Genomic DNA, 15,506 nt, shown 5'->3' with positions numbered 1-15,506 from the left:
GGCTACGTTCGTCCGCCTTCCGATGGACGTCCGCTGCGAGCGCTGCCGGGCCGAGTACGTGATCGCCGACGAGGAGGTCGGCGACGACGGCCTCGCCCTGCGCTGCGCCGGCTGCGGCCACGTCTTCCGCGTGAAGCGGAAGGCCTTCGTGGTGACGGTGCCGCTCAAGCCGGGCGAGGTGGCCGAGGCCGCGCCGGTCTCCACCGCCGAGCTCGAGCGGCGCCGCCGCGAGGCCGAGGCGCTGGCGCAGGCCGGCAGCGGCGAGGGTCCGGTGGTCGCGGGCGAGCTCGCGCCGGTGGCCGAGGACCGCTGGGAAGCGCCGGGGCAGGGCCGCGCCGCCGGCGACGAGCCCGCCTGGGCCGCGCCGGGGGGCCTGCCCAGCGCGCCGGAGCGGCCCGAGCGGCCGCGCGAGCGCGAGCGCTCGTCGGTCTGGCCCAAGCTGGCATTCCTCGCGGTGGTGCTGGCGGCCGGGGCGGCGGTCGTGCTGCTGAGGCCCCAGTGGGTGGGGCTGGCGCCGGTGGTGGTGCCGCCGGGCGAGCGGGCGCCGTCGGCTTCGGGGCAGGCGACCTCGACCTCGGCCCCGACCTCCACCGCGGCTACGACTCCGGCGCCCAGCCCGGCCCCGGCCCCGGTCCCCACCACGAACACGACTCCGACCCCGCTCCCCGCTCCCCGGGTAGAGGGAGAGGGGGCGGGGGCCGGCTCGGCGGCCAGCCCGACCACGGCCCCGACCCCGACCCCGACCCCGGCACCGGCACCGGCACCGGCGGCGACTCCGACTCCCGCTCCGCCCGCGCCTCCGAAGGCGCCGGGCGAGGATCAACCCGCTCCCCCCCCGGTGGAGAGGGCAGGGCGAGGGGGCAGCAGCCCCACGAGCAGCTCCCCCGCGAGCGCTGCCCCCGCCGCCTCCCCAACGCCTCCCACGCCCGCCAAGCCCCCCCGGCGCGCGGCCGCCTCCGAGAAGCCCTCCGGCCCCGCGGCGCTGGTCGCCGAGGGGCGGCGGCTCCGCGACCGCGGCCGCTCGCAAGAGGCGCTCGACGTCTATGGGCGCGTCCTCGCGGCGTCGCCCGCCAACGCCGAGGCCCTGGCGGGGCGTGGACTGTGCTACCTGGACCTCTCGCAGTACCGGCCCGCCGAGTCGAGCTTCGAGGAGGCGCTCCGCGCCGAGCCGACGCATCCGGACGCGCTCATGGGCCTCGCCGAGACGTACCGTTATGAAGGCCGCAGGGCGGACGCGGTGACGTACTACCAGCGCTACCTCGCCGCCCACCCCAAGGGCCGCGACGCCGCGGCTGCGCGGAGCGCGATCGACGCTTTGAAGGAGTGACCATGACCGACAAGGGAGTCCCGAAGCCCTCCAGCACGGAGGACGAGTACTTCGTCCGCGAGGACGCCGAGAAGAAGCGGCGCATCGCCCTCGAGATGAAGAAGCAGGTCGCCGGCGAGCAGGCCGCGGCCATGCGCGAGCTGCACTACATGCACTGCCCGAAGTGCGGCATGAAGATGCAGGAGGTCCGCTACGGGAACCTCGACGTCGACACCTGCTTCGCCTGCGGCGGCGTCTTCCTCGACAAGGGCGAGATGGACGTCATCGCCCACCCGCGCCAGAAGGGGATCATGGCGGCCATCCTCAACTGGTTCAAGGACGAGACCCAGCACCCCGTGAAGTGAGGAGAGCCCCGTGGCGCTGTCGCTCGACGAGGTGCGGCGCATCGCCGTCCTCGCACGCCTGGAGCTGTCGCCCGAGGAGGAGCAGCTCTTCCAGGGCCAGCTCTCGGCCGTGCTCGACTACGTGGCGCAGCTCGAGGAGCTCGACGTCTCGGGCGTCGAGCCGATGACGCACGCGCTGGCGGAGGCCGGCGCGGCGCCGCTGCGCCCGGACGAGCTCCAGCCGAGCCTCCCGCCCGAGGAGGCGGTGCGCGCGGCGCCGGCGCGCGAGGGCACCTTCTTCAAGGTGCCGAGGATCATCGAGTGAGCGGCGCGGGCGAGCTGCTCGACCTCTCCCTGACCGGGCTCTCCGCCGCGCTCGCCGCCGGGCGGGTGTCGGCGCGCGAGGCGACCGAGGCGGCGCTGGCGCGCATCGAGGCCACCGACGGCCGGGTGGGCGCGTTCCTGGCCGTCACCGCCGAGCGGGCGCGCGAGCGCGCCGCCGCGGCCGACGCGCGCGCCGCCCGCGGCGCCCGCCTGGGCCCGCTCGACGGCGTGCCGCTGGCGGTGAAGGACCTGTTCCTCACCCGCGGCGTCGCCACCACCGCCGCCTCCCGCATCCTCGCCGGGTTCGTCCCGCCCTACGACGCCGCCGTCGTGGAGCGGCTCGAGGCGGCCGGCGCGGTGCTCCTCGGCAAGCTCAACCTCGACGAGTTCGCCATGGGCTCGTCGAACGAGAACAGCGCCGTGAAGCCGTGCCACAACCCCTGGGACCTCGCCCGCACGCCGGGCGGCTCCTCCGGCGGGAGCGCGGCCGCCCTGGCGGCGCGGCAGGCGTTCGGCACGCTCGGCACCGACACCGGCGGCTCCATCCGCGAGCCGGCCGCGTTCTGCGGGGTGGTGGGCCTCAAGCCCACCTACGGCCGCGTCTCGCGATACGGCGTGGTCGCCTTCGCCTCCTCGCTCGACCAGCCCGGGCCGCTCGGCCGGACGGTGGGCGACGCGGCGGCGCTCCTGCAGGTCATCGCCGGCCGCGACGCGCGCGACCTGACGAGCTCCACCCGCCCGGTGGACGACTACGGCGCGGCGCTGGAGGAGGGCGCGCGCGGCCTCACCGTCGGCGTGCCGCGCGCCTGGCTGGCCGAGGGCGTCGAGGCGGGCGTGGCGCGGCGGGTGAAGGAGGCGCTCGCGCTCTACGAGCGGCTCGGGGCGAAGCTCGTGGACGTGGAGCTGCCGCACACGAAGTACGGCATCGCCGCCTACTACCTCATCGCGCCGGCCGAGGCCTCGTCCAACCTGGCGCGCTACGACGGCGTGCGCTTCGGGCTGCGGGAGGGGGGCGCGGGCGGCCTGAAGGGCATGTACGGCGCGACCCGCGCCGCCGGCTTCGGCGCCGAGCCGAAGCGCCGCATCATGCTCGGCACCTACGCGCTCAGCGCCGGCTACTACGACGCCTACTACCTGCGGGCGCAGAAGGTCCGGACGCTGCTCCGCCGCGACTTCGAGCGCGCCTTCGAGCGGTGCGACGTCATCGCCGGCCCGGTGACGCCGGCGGTGGCCTTCCGGCTGGGCGAGAAGGTCGCGGATCCGCTCGCCATGTACCTGGAGGACGTCTTCACGGTGACCTGCAACCTGGCCGCGCTCCCGGGGCTCTCGGTGCCGTGCGGGCTCCACCCGGAGCAGCAGCTGCCGGTCGGCCTGCAGCTCATCGGCCGCCCGTTCGATGAGGCGACGCTGCTCCGCGCCGCGCGCGCGCTGGAGCGCGAGCAGGGGCCGCTGCCGCGCCCCGCGGGGCTGGAGGCGTAGCGCGATGCCGGTCGCCGACTTCGAGGTGGTGATGGGGCTGGAGGTGCACGCCCAGCTCCTCACCCGGACCAAGATCTTCTGCGGCTGCTCCACCGCGTTCGGCGGCGAGCCGAACGCCCACACCTGCCCGGTCTGCCTGGGGCTGCCGGGCGTGCTCCCGGCGCTCAACCAGCGGGTGGTGGAGTTCGCGGTCCGCGCCGGGCTCGCGCTCGGCTGCGAGGTGAAGCGTAAGAGCGTCTGGGCGCGGAAGAACTACTTCTACCCGGACCTGCCGAAGGGCTACCAGATCTCGCAGTACGAGCTGCCCATCTGCGAGGGCGGCGGCGTGCCGATCACGGTGGACGGGAAGGAGCGGGTGGTCCAGCTCGTCCGCATCCACATGGAGGAGGACGCCGGGAAGAACGTCCACGGCGTCGCCGCCGACGGCAGCTCCGGGGTGGACCTCAACCGCGCCGGCGTGCCGCTGTGCGAGATCGTCTCCGCCCCCGACCTCTTCTCCATCGACGAGGCCACCGAGTACCTCAAGTCGCTGCGCGCCATCCTCATGTACCTGGGGGTGAACGACGGCAACCTGGAGGAGGGCTCGTTCCGCTGCGACGCCAACGTGAGCGTGCGGCGCCGCGGCGCCGCCGCGCTGGGCCAGCGCTGCGAGATCAAGAACCTGAACTCCTTCCGCTTCCTCCGGCAGGCGGTCGAGTACGAGGTGCGGCGCCAGGTGGAGGTGCTCGAGGGCGGCGGCCGGGTGGTGCAGGAGACGCGCCTCTTCGACCCCGCCCGCGGCGAGACGCGCGCCATGCGCTCCAAGGAGGACGCGCACGACTACCGCTACTTCCCGGAGCCGGACCTCCCGCCGCTCGTCCTCGACGACGCGTTCGTGGAGGAGGTGCGGCGCACGCTGCCCGAGCTGCCGCGCGCCCGCGCCGCGCGCTACCAGCGGGACCTCGGCCTCTCCGCCTACGACGCGCAGCTCCTCACCGCCGAGCGCGCGGTGGCGGAGTTCTTCGACGCGGCGCTGGCGGCCTACGGCGCGGGCGCGGAGGGCGCGAAGAAGCTCGCCAACTGGGTGAACGGCGACGTGGCGCGGCTCGCGAACGAGAGCGGCCTCGCGCCGGCGGCCTGGAAGCTCACCCCGGAGAAGCTGGCAGCGCTCGTGAAGCTCGTCGACGCTGGCACCGTCGGCGGCCCCGGCGCGAAGCAGGCGCTGGAGGCCGTCTTCCGCGAGGGCGGCGACCCGGCCGAGGTGGTGAAGGCGCGCGGGCTGGCGCAGGTGTCCGACGAGGGCGCGGTGGAGGCGGCGGCCGACGCCGTCCTCGCCCGCAGCGCCGCCGAGGTGGAGCGCTACCGCGGCGGCAACACCAAGCTCATGGGCTTCTTCGTCGGGCAGGTCATGAAGGAGATGAAGGGGAAGGGCAACCCGGCCGTCGTGAACGCGGTCCTCAAGCGGAAGCTGGGGCCTTAGCGTGGCGCGGCGCTGGGCAGGGTGGGGGGCAGGGCCGTCCGGGGCGGGGGCGGCCGGCGGCCCCGGCCGGATCTTCCTCGGGCTCATGGCGGTCTTCAGCGCCGCCGTGGCGGCCGCGCTCTGGCGCGAGGGGCGCGGGGCGGCGGCCGGGGTGGCGCTGCTCGCCGCCGCCTACTTCGGGCTGCGGGTGGCCGGCGTGATCGGGCGGAGGAGGGGTGGCGATGACGACGGGACGTGAGCCGCTGCGGCCGGTGCTCTACGACGACGCCGCCGACCGGGTCCGCCTGCTCGACCAGCGCCGGCTGCCGGACGAGGAGCGCTGGCTCGCGCTCGAGACCGTGGACGAGGTGGTGGACGCCATCAAGACGCTGGCGGTGCGCGGCGCGCCCGCCATCGGCGTCGCCGCCGGCTACGCGCTCGCCTGCGCGGCGCGTCGCGGCGCCGGGCCGCGGGAGCTCGCGGCGGCGGCCGAGCGGCTCACCGGCGCGCGCCCCACGGCGGTGAACCTCGCCTGGGCGGTGCGGCGCATGTCGGCGCGGTTCGCGGACGAGCCGGCGGCCCTCCTCCGCGAGGCGCACGCCATCCGCGACGAGGACGAGGCGGCCTGCCGGCGCATCGGGGCGCTCGGCGCGGAGCTGCTGCCGCGCGAGGCGCAGATCCTCACCCACTGCAACGCCGGCGCGCTCGCCACCGCCGGCTACGGCACCGCGCTCGGCGTCGTGCGCTCCGCCTTCGAGCAGGGGAAGGGGCGGATGGTCTTCGCCGACGAGACGCGGCCGTTCCTGCAGGGCGCGCGGCTCACCGCCTGGGAGCTGCACCGGGACGGCATCCCGGTCACCGTGCTCACCGACGGGATGGCGGGCTGGCTCATGCAGCGCGGCGAGATCGGCTGCGTCGTGGTGGGCGCCGACCGCATCGCCGCCACGGGCGACGTCGCGAACAAGATCGGCACCTACGCCCTGGCCGTGCTGGCCGCCCACCACCGGATCCCGTTCTACGTGGCGGCCCCGTGGAGCACGGTGGACCTCGCCACGGCCACCGGCGGGGACATCCCCATCGAGGAGCGCGCGAGCGACGAGGTGGTGATGCTGGCCGGCCAGCGCATCGCCCCGGCGGGCGTGAAGGCGCGCTACCCCGCCTTCGACGTGACCCCCGCGGCGCTCGTCACCGCGATCGTGACCGAGCGCGGCGTGGTGCGCGCCCCGCACGCGGAGGGGCTGCGGGCGCTGGCGCGGTTATGACTCCAGGGTGCCCTTGAAGAAGATCCGCCCCTGCCCCGCCTGCGGGAAGCCGCAGGGCTCGAACGCCGTCTGCCTCTCCTGCCGCGACGCGGCCGCGAAGGAGCTGGCCCGGGAGGCGCGCGACGTCACCGACGGCGGGCTGGCGGCGCGCGCCGACGCCGCCGGCCGCTTCCTCGACCGCCCGCCCTGGTACGCGCGCTTCGCGGCGGGGAAGGTCCTCACCCGGCTGCGCCTGCTGCGCATGATCCTGGGCGACTACGCGAGCGGCGCCTACCGGCTCGTCCCGTGGCGCTCGATCGCCGTCTGCGCGGCGGCGATGGCGTACGTGATCCTGCCCTTCGACCTCATCCCGGACTGGATCGTGCCCATCGGCTGGACCGACGACCTCCTCGTCCTGAGCCTCGCCTGGGGGATGGTGAAGCGCGAGCTGCGCGAGTACTGCGCGTGGAAGGGCGTCTCCCCGGCGCACTTCGGGCTGTGAGCGGCGGGCGCGCGTCGTGACGGGCTCCTCGCCTCGCCGCGGCCGCCAGCGCCGCCACCTGGCGCCCTTCGGCACCGGCCGCGACGTCGTCTCGGTGGGGCTCGAGTCGAGCGCCCTCCACGACGCGTACCACACGCTGCTCACCATGCGCTGGCGGGCGTTCTTCCTGCTCGTCTTCCTCGGCTACGTGGCGGCGAACGGCCTCTTCGCGCTCGGCTACTGGGCGCTCGGCGACGGCATCGAGAACGCCGAGCCCGGCTCGTTCCGCGACGCCTTCTTCTTCAGCGTCCAGACGCTCGCCACCATCGGCTACGGGAAGATGGCGCCCCGCACCCTGGGCGCGAACCTGCTGGTGGCGCTCGAGGCGCTGCTCGGGATGGTCGGGCTCGCCGTCACGACCGGGCTCGTCTTCGCACGCTTCTCGCGGCCGACGGCGCGCGTCCTCTTCAGCAAGGTGGCGGTGGTGGGGCCGTACGAGGGCGTCCCCTCGCTCATGTTCCGCATGGCGAACGCGCGCTCCAGCCAGATCGTGGAGGCGCGGCTCAAGCTGACGCTCATCCGCAACGAGATCACGCGCGAGGGGCGCCCGGTGCGGCGCCTGCACGACCTGGCGCTCGTCCGCAGCGAGCACGCCGCCTTCGCCCTCACCTGGACCGCGGTCCACCCCATCACCCCCGGCAGCCCGCTCGCCGGGGCCGAGCCGGAGGCGCTGCGCGAGGCGATGGCCGATCTGGTCGTCTCGCTGACCGGGATCGACGAGGGCCTGTCGCAGAGCGTCCACGCCCGGCACGGCTACCGATCGGACGACATCCGCTGGGGCTCGCGCTTCGCGGACATCCTCACCCCCGGCGCGGAGCGCTCGTTCGTCGACTACGACCGCTTCCACGACGTGGAGCCGCTCGACGCGGCGCCGCTCGCCCCGCCCGAGCCGCGAAGTGTCCGGAATCCTTGACAGGCGCCGACGCGCGATCGTATAGAACCGCCTCCCCGGAGGTCCGGGCTGGCCGCGCGTTGGGCAGCGCAGCGCCTCCCCCTGGAAACTCCTGAAGAATTCGACAGAAGGAGCAGCCGATGTACGCGGTGATTCGGACCGGCGGAAAGCAGTATCGCGTCGCGCAGGGCGATCGCGTCAAGATCGAGAAGCTCGAGGGCGACGTCGGCGGGAAGCTGACGTTCGACGTGCTGCTCGTCGGCGGCGAGGGCGAGGCCAAGGTGGGCAGCCCGATCGTCGCGGGCGCCGCGGTCGAGGGCGAGATCCTCGCCCAGGACAAGCACAAGAAGGTCATCAACTTCCGCAAGAAGAAGGAGGGCTGGACCAAGAAGCGCGGTCACCGCCAGCCCTTCACCGAGGTCCTCATCACCGCCGTCCGCGCCTGATCGCCCGGCGACAGCAAGGAAAGCACCATGGCTCACAAAAAAGGACAGGGCTCTTCGCGGAACGGCCGCGACTCCCCGGGGCAGCACCGCGGCGTGAAGATGTACGGCTCCGAGCAGATCGTGGCGGGCAACATCATCGTCCGCCAGGTCGGGACGCTCTTCCACCCCGGCGAGAACGTCGGGATGGGCCGCGACTACACGCTCTACGCCAAGACCGACGGCACCGTGAAGTACACCCGCAAGCGCGGCGACCGCCGCATCGTGTCGATCGTCCCCAAGGCCGAGAGCTAGGCCCCGAGAGCGGTCGATCCACCGCGGCGCCGCAGGCCTCCCGGCCTCGCGGCGCTTGGTGTTTCTGGAGCCCGCCGAGAGAGTGTCCATGAAGTTCGTCGACGAGGTCCGCATCCACGTGAAGGCCGGCGACGGCGGCGACGGCGCGGTCGCCTGGCGGCGGGAGAAGTTCATCCCGAAGGGCGGGCCGGCCGGCGGCGACGGCGGCGACGGCGGCGACGTGGTGCTGGTGGTCGATCCCCAGCTCATGACCCTGCTCGACTACCGGTACGTGCGCGAGCACACCGCCAAGAGCGGCGGGCAGGGGCTCGGGTCCGACATGAACGGGCGGAACGGCCCCCACCTCGAGCTGCGCGTCCCCCCCGGCACGCTGGTGCGCGACGCCGCCACGGGCGAGGTGCTGTTCGACCTGGCCGAGCCGGGGCAGCGCGCCGTGGTGGCCAAGGGCGGCAAGGGCGGCCTCGGCAACATGAACTTCGCCACCTCCACCCGCCAGGCCCCGCGCTTCTCCGAGCCGGGCACCGAGGGGGAGGAGAAGGACCTCGTCCTCGAGCTGAAGCTGCTCGCCGACGTCGGCATCGTCGGCTTCCCCAACGCCGGCAAGTCCACCCTCATCAGCCGCATCTCGCGGGCGCGGCCCAAGATCGCCGACTACCCGTTCACGACGCTCACGCCGAACCTGGGCGTGGTGGGCTGGCGCGGCGAGAAGAGCTTCGTGGTGGCCGACATCCCGGGCCTCATCGAGGGCGCCCACGAGGGCGCCGGGCTCGGGCACCAGTTCCTGCGCCACGTCGAGCGCTGCCGCGTGCTCGTCCACCTGGTCGACGGCGCGCCGCAGGGCGAGGGGCGCTCGCCCAAGGCCGACCTCGACGCCATCGACCGCGAGCTGGCGCTCTACTCGCCGGTGCTGGCCGAGAAGCCGCAGATCGTGGCGGTGAACAAGCTCGACGTGCCGGAGGCGCGCGCGAACGCCGCCAAGCTGAAGCGCGCGCTGGCGCGCCGCAAGAAGGGGCCGAAGGAGGTGCTGGCCCTCTCGGCGGTGACCGGGGAGGGCCTCGACGCCCTGCTCGACGCGGTGGCGGCGGTGCTGTTCCAGACGCAGGCGAAGGACCGCGGCGGCGCCGGGCGCAAGCTCGGCAAGCGGAGGCAGGCGAAGTGAGCCTGCTCGGCGACCCGGGGTTCCTGCTGCCCGAGCGGCGGGACCGGATCGACCGCGCGGTGGCGGAGCGCACGCGCACGCTGACGGTGGTGATGGAGGCGTTCTGCGATCCGCAGAACGTGAACGCCGTGCTCCGCACCTGCGACGCCTTCGGCGTGCAGGAGGTGCACGTGGTCGAGGGGCCCATGAAGCCCTACGACCGCAACCGGAAGATCAGCCAGAACGCCGACAAGTGGCTCGACGTCGTGCGCTGGAAGAGCAGCGCCGAGTGCCTCGACGCGCTCAAGGCGCGCGGGTTCGCCGTCTACGCCACCCACCTCGACGACGGCGCGCGGCCGCTCGGGGCGCTCTCCTTCGCGGGGAAGGTGGCGCTCGTCTTCGGGAACGAGAGCCGCGGCGTGTCGGCGGAGGCGCTCGCCCGCGCCGACGCGCGCTACGTCATCCCCATGCGCGGCTTCGTGCAGTCGCTCAACGTGTCGGTGGCGGCCGCGGTGAGCCTCGCCCGCGCCGTCGAGCGGCGCGAGGCGGAGCGCGGCCGGCACGGCGACCTGGCCGAGGCCGAGGCGGACGAGCTGCGCCAGCGCTTCTACGGCCTCGCCGTCCGCCAGCGCGCCCGCATCGCCAAGGCCGAGCGCGCCGAGACGCGCCCCGCCTCCGGCCGCGCGCTGCGCCGGATCCGGCACGGGTAGCCGAGGCGGGCTCCCTCGCCCGCGGTACGCGACCTCGGCGCGGCGCACCGGTCGAAGCGCGGCTACACGCGAGCAGGTCCGCTCGGACCTCCGCGGAAGACCTGCGAGGGGCAGGCCCGGAGGTCCTCCGCGGGAGGACGCCATGCGAGAGACGCACCTGCCCTTGCCGTACGTCGGGCTCATCGCCGGGACGCGGGTCGCGCTCGGCGCAGGCCTCGGGCTGCTCCTGTCGAGGAGGCTCGCCGAGCGCCGGCGCCGGGGCGTCGGCTGGGCGCTCTTCGCGCTCGGAGCCCTGAGCACGATCCCGCTGGCGCTGAAGGTCCGCGCGTCGACCGCGCCCCTCCAGGCGTGACGGGGGCCACGCCGAATCGCCCGGCGAACAGACGGCAGGCAACCATCTAGTTGCCAAAAGCACGTATCTCCCGTAGAACGATCCTCGCGCTCCCCGCTCTCCAGCCGGCGCGGGCGCCGCGAGGGTACCGCCATGCCGACGCCGGACCGACTCCCAGCTCCGAGCGCGCGCCGCATCGAGGCCGTGCGGAACTTCAACCGCTTCTACACGCGCCGCATCGGGGTCCTGAGCGAGGGGCTCCTGCACTCCGAGTTCACGTTGACGGAGTCGCGGCTGCTGTGGGAGCTCGCCCACGCCGAGTCCGTCACCGCCTCCGAGCTCGCCCGCCGGCTCGACCTCGACGCCGGGTACCTGAGCCGGCTGCTCCGCGGCTTCGGCCGGCGCGGGCTCGTCAAGCGCACCCGCTCGAAGGGAGACGGCCGGGAGGTCCTGCTCGACCTGACCGCCGCCGGCCGGCGCGCCTTCGCGTCCCTGAACGCGCGGTCGGAGGAGGAGGTGGGGGCGATGCTGGCCGCCCTCCCCGACGGCCAGCAGGATCACCTCATCCACTCCCTCTCGACGATCGAGCGGCTGCTCGACGACGCGAAGGGCCGCGCGGCCCGCGCCCCGTACCTCCTGCGGGCGCACCAGCCCGGCGACATCGGCTGGGTCGTCTCGCGGCACGGCGCGATCTACGCGCAGGAGTACCGTTGGGACCTCACCTTCGAGGCGCTCGTGGCGCGGATCGCCGCCGACTTCATCGACCGCTTCGAGCCCTCCCGGGAGGCTTGCTGGATCGCCGAGCGCGACGGCGTGAACGTGGGGTGCGTGTTCCTCGTGCAGTGGAGGGACGAGGCGACCCAGCAGCCGGTCGAGGGCGTGGCCCAGCTCCGGATGCTGCTGGTGGAGCCCGCGGCGCGCGGCCTCGGGATCGGCGCGCGGCTCGTCCGCGAGTGCTCTCGCTTCGCGCGGCAGGCCGGCTACCGGAGCATCCGGCTGTGGACGAACAGCGTCCTCACCGCGGCGCGCGGGATCTATCAGAAAGAAGGCTACCGCCTCGTCGCGAGCGAGCCCCACCGCAGCTTCGGCCAGGACCTCGTCGGCGAGATCTGGGAGCTGACGCTCGCGTGAGCGCCGAGGCTCCCGCCCGCGCCGGCCGGCCTGGTCTCGCCCGGCGCCGCTTTCACTTGTAGCGGTCACACAGAAAGGTACGCTCAGGACCATGCCCACCGTCGACCCCGGCTACCGCTTCGCGGCGCGCGTCGCCAGCCTCAAGAGCTCCGCCATCCGCGAGATCCTGCAGGTGGTGAACCGCCCCGACGTCATCTCGTTCGCGGGCGGGCTGCCGGCGCCCGAGCTCTTCCCCACCGAGCTCCTGGGCGCCCTGGCCCGCGACCTGCTCCAGTCGCGCGAGGCCCCGCAGGCGCTCCAGTACGGCGAGACCGAGGGCATCCCGGCGCTGCGGTCCCGCATCCTCCAGCGCGCCCCGTTCCCGCCGGGCACCTTCGGCGAGGACGGCGTCCTCGTGACGCAGGGGTCGCAGCAGGGGCTCGACCTGGCGGCGAAGCTGTTCGTCGATCCCGGCGACGAGGTGCTGGTCGAGACGCCCGCCTACGTCGGCGCGCTGCAGGCGCTCACCTTCCTCGGCGCGCGCCCGACCTTCCTCCCGTGCGACGGCGAGGGCGTCCTGCCCGACGCGCTGGCGGCCGCGCTCCGCCGCCGGCCCAAGCTCCTCTACCTCACCCCCACCTTCCAGAACCCGAGCGGCGTCTGCTACTCCGCCCGGCGCCGGGCCGAGGTCCGCGAGGCGCTGGCCGGCTCCGACACGCTGCTCCTCGAGGACGACCCGTACCGCGAGCTCTGGTACGACACGGCGCCCCCGCCGCCGGTGGCGGAGGGGCTCGACCCGGCGCGCTTCCTCTACATGGGCAGCTTCTCCAAGACGGCGGTGCCAGGGCTGCGGGTCGGGTTCATGCTCGGCGCGCCGGCGCTCGTCCGCAAGTGCGTGATGGCGAAGCAGGCCGCCGACCTGCACACGAACAGCCTGGGGCAGCACCTCCTGGCGAGGCTGCTCGCCGAGCCGGCCTTCGACGACCACGTCGCCGGCCTGCGCCGCGCCTACCGCCCCCGGCGCGACGCGCTCGACGCGGCGCTCACGGCTCGGCTCGGCGGCCAGCTCTCCTGGGCGCGACCCGGCGGCGGCATGTTCCTGTGGGCGCGCCTCGCGGGCGGCGGCGACGCGGCCGAGCTGCTCCGGATGGCACTCGGCGAGGGGCTCGCCTTCGTCCCCGGCGGCGAGTTCCACGCCGAGGGCGAGGGGCGCGACACGCTCCGGCTCAACTTCAGCCACTCGAACGAGGCGAAGCTCCAGGAGGGCGTGGAGCGGCTCGGGCGGGCGATGGAGAAGTGGCGCGGCGCTCGCGGGCGGTGAGGGCGCGGCGCCCCTCGCGCGGGAGGGGCGCTCCGCGCAGGGGCCACCCCCGTTGGTCCGGGTCAAGGCGGCTTCACGATGGGGCAAGGTAGGCTCCGTGACCATGGCATCCCGCGCCCTCGTAGCGGCCCTCCTCCTCGCGGCAGCTGCGACCGCGGCAGGAGCGCCGGAGCCCTACCGCTGCGAGGCGCGGGGCGGGCCCCCCTGGCGCGAGTACCGCTCGGCGCACTTCGTCGCCGACACCGACCTCGCGCCCGCGGACGCGCGGCAGCTCGTGGCGCAGCTCGAGCAGCTCCACGCCCTGGAGCTGCAGGCGCTCGTCGGCGAGGTGGTCGAGATCCCGGGGCGGCTCCGGGTGGTGGCGCTGCGGGACCCGCGGCAGTTCCGGGAGCTGGCCGGACAGGAGGTCCGGGCCTACTACCGCCACGCCCACGGCGGGCCGGCCGTGGTCCTGCAGTCGGAGGGGCTGCGGGTCGCGCCGGAGGCGGTGGCCCACGAGCTGGCGCACCACCTCTCGCGCTTCCTGTTCCCCCGGCAGCCGGCCTGGTTCTCCGAGGGTCTCGCGCAGTTCGTCGAGACCGCGGCCACGCCGCGCCGCGCCGAGGAGGCGGCGGTCGGCTCGCACATCGCGCGCGCCGGCGCCGGCGCCGCCGGGGGCCGCTGGGTGGGACTCGCTCCCGAGGCGATGGCGAAAGCCGTCCGCGCCACGCCGCTCGTCCCGGCGCACAGCCTGCTCGCGTGGAGCGGCAGGATCGACCACGCGGTGCCGACGCGGTTCCACCTGTCGAGCTGGCTCCTCTATCACTATCTGTGGAACAAGCGCTCGGGCGAGCTCTCCGGATACCAGCGGCGGCTCTCGGACGGCGAGAGCCCCGCGGCGGCCTGGCTGGCCGCCTTCCCCGGGTACGACCCGGCGCGGCCGGAGACGCTCGCGGGGCTCGACGCGGAGCTGGAGCGGTACCGGCGCGGCGGGCGCTTCACCTCGTACCAGGTGCCCCTGCCGGAGGTGCAGGTCCCCGTCTCCGAGCGGGCGCTCGGCTCCGCCGAGGTGCACGTGCTCCTCGCCGGCGTCCGCGCCGGCTGGCCCGCACCGCGCGCCGAGGCGGAGGCGCTCCTCGCCGCGGAGCTCGACGAGGCGCTGCGCGAGGACCCCACGAACCCGATCGCGATCGTCCAGCGCGCCCGGCTCGGCGCGGGCGGGCCGCCGCCGCTCGCCGCGCTGCGCGCCTCGGTCGCCGCCCGCCCCGGCGACGGGTGGGCCTGGTTCACGCTCGCGAGCCAGCTCCGAGCGCCGCAGGAGGCGAAGGAGCGCGAGGCGTGCTACCGCGAGGCGGTGGCGCTCGAGCCGGACGCGGCCTCTGCCCAGAACTCCCTGGCCTGGCTCCTGGTGGAGAGCGGCCGCGCCCGCGAGGCGCTCCCGTTCGCGAACCGCGCCGTGGACCTCGCGCCCTGGGATCCCGTCATCATCGACACGCTGGCGGTCGTGGCGGGCGAGCTCGGGCAGTGTCCGCAGGCTTTGCAGCTGGCGCGGCGCGCGGTGGAGGCGCTCCCGCCGGAGGGCGAACGGACGAGCGCCGTGCGCCGGCACCTCGAGGACTTCCAGCGCCGCTGCGGGTCGCCGCCAGCCTCCTCAGCGGCACCCGTCCCAGAACACCCGTAGATCGGCCGGGAGCGGCGCCTCGAGCTCGACGCGCGCGCCGGTGACGGGGTGCGGGAGCGCGAGCCTCCAGGCGTGGAGCGCCTGGCGCGGCAGGCGCAGGCGGGCGAGGTCGGCGTCGGTCAGCTCGCGGCGGGTGAAGCGGTCGAAGATCGCCTCGTCGTGGCCGTAGATCTTGTCGCCCACGAGCGGAAGGCCGGCGTGGTGCAGGTGGGCGCGGATCTGGTGCTGGCGGCCGGTGCGGGGGCTGCACGCGACGAGCGCGATGCGAGCGCCGTCCGGAGCGGTCCGGCGCTCCAGCACCTCGAAGCCGGTCGCGGACGCGGCGCCCGCGACGGCGACGTGCATGCGGACCCGCACCAGCGAGGCCTGGGTGAGCGCGAGCGGCGCCTCCACCTCGAAGCGATCGCGCTCGGGCCACCCCTCGCACAGCGCCAGGTACCGCTTCTCCACCCGGCCGGCGGCGAAGGCGGCCTTGAGCCGGCTCGTGTGCTCCGGCGCGGTGCCGCAGGCGAGGAGCCCCGAGGTCTCGCGGTCGAGCCGGTGCGCGGGGTCCACCTTCCGGTCCGGGTAGCGCGCCTTCGCCACCGCGGTGAAGGTGTGGGCGTGGTAGCGCGCGGTGGGGTGCACCGGCAGCCCGGCCGGCTTGTCCACCACCAGCAGCGCGCCGTCGTCGTGCACCACCCCGAAGTCGAGCGGCGTCTCCGGCTCGGGCTCGACCTCCCGCACCAGCGCGAAGCGCAGCCCCGGCCGGACCAGGCTCTCCGCGGTGAGCGGCTCCGGCTCCTCGTGCTCGAGCCGGTGCGCGATGAGGAAGGCGACCTTCTCCGGGGTGAGCCGCCGGATCTTCTGCGCCAGGTAGGCGTCGAGGCGCCAGCCCCGGTAGTTCGGCTCGACCTCGAAGCGGACGCGCACCTGCACGGGCGGGACCATAGCA

The 15,506-nt window shown here is 74.9% G+C and carries 18 protein-coding genes; 17 read left to right on the top strand and 1 reads right to left on the bottom strand.

The window, feature by feature from the left end:
• Positions 1-22 precede the first annotated feature (22 nt).
• From HWY08_RS11375 to HWY08_RS11295, 17 genes are all read left to right on the top strand, one after another.
• The gene (locus tag HWY08_RS11375) at positions 23-1,327 is read left to right on the top strand and encodes a zinc-ribbon domain-containing protein (RefSeq protein ID WP_176065178.1); all 1,305 of its coding nucleotides are present in this window, start codon (positions 23-25) and stop codon (positions 1,325-1,327) included.
• A gap of 2 nt (positions 1,328-1,329) precedes the next feature.
• On the top strand, positions 1,330-1,671 hold the full coding sequence (locus tag HWY08_RS11370) for a TFIIB-type zinc ribbon-containing protein (RefSeq protein ID WP_176065176.1): 342 nt from the start codon (positions 1,330-1,332) through the stop codon (positions 1,669-1,671).
• Positions 1,672-1,681: 10 nt separating this feature from the next.
• Positions 1,682-1,975 (top strand): Asp-tRNA(Asn)/Glu-tRNA(Gln) amidotransferase subunit GatC, encoded by a 294-nt coding sequence (gatC, locus tag HWY08_RS11365; RefSeq protein WP_176065174.1) that lies wholly within the window; start codon positions 1,682-1,684, stop codon positions 1,973-1,975.
• Complete coding sequence (gatA, locus tag HWY08_RS11360) at positions 1,972-3,453, top strand: Asp-tRNA(Asn)/Glu-tRNA(Gln) amidotransferase subunit GatA (protein WP_176065172.1); 1,482 nt, start codon at positions 1,972-1,974, stop codon at positions 3,451-3,453. The genes gatC and gatA overlap by 4 nt, the downstream gene beginning before the upstream one ends.
• A 4-nt stretch (positions 3,454-3,457) precedes the next feature.
• The gene (gene gatB / locus HWY08_RS11355) at positions 3,458-4,912 is read left to right on the top strand and encodes an Asp-tRNA(Asn)/Glu-tRNA(Gln) amidotransferase subunit GatB (RefSeq protein WP_176065170.1); all 1,455 of its coding nucleotides are present in this window, start codon (positions 3,458-3,460) and stop codon (positions 4,910-4,912) included.
• 85 nt (positions 4,913-4,997) lie between these two features.
• The gene (locus HWY08_RS21870) at positions 4,998-5,150 is read left to right on the top strand and encodes a hypothetical protein (protein ID WP_235969587.1); all 153 of its coding nucleotides are present in this window, start codon (positions 4,998-5,000) and stop codon (positions 5,148-5,150) included.
• Positions 5,134-6,153 carry an S-methyl-5-thioribose-1-phosphate isomerase gene (gene mtnA / locus HWY08_RS11345; protein WP_176065166.1) on the top strand — a complete coding sequence of 340 codons (1,020 nt, stop codon included), beginning with the start codon at positions 5,134-5,136 and terminating at the stop codon, positions 6,151-6,153. Before HWY08_RS21870 ends, mtnA begins: the two co-directional genes overlap by 17 nt.
• Positions 6,154-6,166: 13 nt before the next feature.
• Positions 6,167-6,634: a YkvA family protein gene (locus tag HWY08_RS11340; RefSeq protein ID WP_235969586.1), complete on the top strand. Its 468-nt coding sequence runs from the start codon at positions 6,167-6,169 to the stop codon at positions 6,632-6,634.
• A 16-nt stretch (positions 6,635-6,650) separates the two neighbouring features.
• Positions 6,651-7,586, top strand: coding sequence for an ion channel (locus HWY08_RS11335; protein ID WP_176065164.1), 936 nt, complete (start codon positions 6,651-6,653; stop codon positions 7,584-7,586).
• 119 nt (positions 7,587-7,705) lie between these two features.
• The gene (gene rplU, locus HWY08_RS11330) at positions 7,706-8,011 is read left to right on the top strand and encodes a 50S ribosomal protein L21 (protein WP_176065162.1); all 306 of its coding nucleotides are present in this window, start codon (positions 7,706-7,708) and stop codon (positions 8,009-8,011) included.
• A gap of 27 nt (positions 8,012-8,038) precedes the next feature.
• Complete coding sequence (gene rpmA, locus HWY08_RS11325) at positions 8,039-8,302, top strand: 50S ribosomal protein L27 (protein ID WP_176065160.1); 264 nt, start codon at positions 8,039-8,041, stop codon at positions 8,300-8,302.
• A gap of 88 nt (positions 8,303-8,390) precedes the next feature.
• Entirely contained in the window at positions 8,391-9,461 is a 1,071-nt protein-coding gene (gene obgE, locus HWY08_RS11320; protein WP_176065158.1) for a GTPase ObgE, read from the top strand.
• Entirely contained in the window at positions 9,458-10,150 is a 693-nt protein-coding gene (locus tag HWY08_RS11315; protein ID WP_235969585.1) for a TrmH family RNA methyltransferase, read from the top strand. Before obgE ends, HWY08_RS11315 begins: the two co-directional genes overlap by 4 nt.
• Before the next feature lie 142 nt (positions 10,151-10,292).
• The gene (locus HWY08_RS11310; RefSeq protein WP_176065156.1) at positions 10,293-10,502 is read left to right on the top strand and encodes a hypothetical protein; all 210 of its coding nucleotides are present in this window, start codon (positions 10,293-10,295) and stop codon (positions 10,500-10,502) included.
• A 132-nt stretch (positions 10,503-10,634) separates the two neighbouring features.
• A complete protein-coding gene (locus HWY08_RS11305; RefSeq protein ID WP_176065154.1) occupies positions 10,635-11,612 on the top strand; it encodes a bifunctional helix-turn-helix transcriptional regulator/GNAT family N-acetyltransferase in 978 nt (325 codons plus the stop codon).
• Between the two features lie 91 nt (positions 11,613-11,703).
• Positions 11,704-12,912, top strand: a complete 1,209-nt coding sequence (locus HWY08_RS11300; protein ID WP_176065152.1) for an aminotransferase-like domain-containing protein — start codon at positions 11,704-11,706, stop codon at positions 12,910-12,912.
• Positions 12,913-13,015: 103 nt separating this feature from the next.
• A complete protein-coding gene (locus HWY08_RS11295; RefSeq protein WP_176065150.1) occupies positions 13,016-14,572 on the top strand; it encodes a tetratricopeptide repeat protein in 1,557 nt (518 codons plus the stop codon).
• On the opposite strand, the gene HWY08_RS11290 is transcribed toward HWY08_RS11295, so the two are convergent.
• On the bottom strand, positions 14,543-15,502 hold the full coding sequence (locus HWY08_RS11290; RefSeq protein WP_176065148.1) for an RluA family pseudouridine synthase: 960 nt from the start codon (positions 15,500-15,502) through the stop codon (positions 14,543-14,545). The genes HWY08_RS11295 and HWY08_RS11290 overlap by 30 nt on opposite strands.
• Between the last annotated feature and the right edge of the window lie 4 nt (positions 15,503-15,506).

The organism is Anaeromyxobacter diazotrophicus, from assembly GCF_013340205.1.
GTDB lineage: Bacteria > Myxococcota > Myxococcia > Myxococcales > Anaeromyxobacteraceae > Anaeromyxobacter_A > Anaeromyxobacter_A diazotrophicus.
This window is presented reverse-complemented; position numbering and strand designations above follow the sequence as displayed.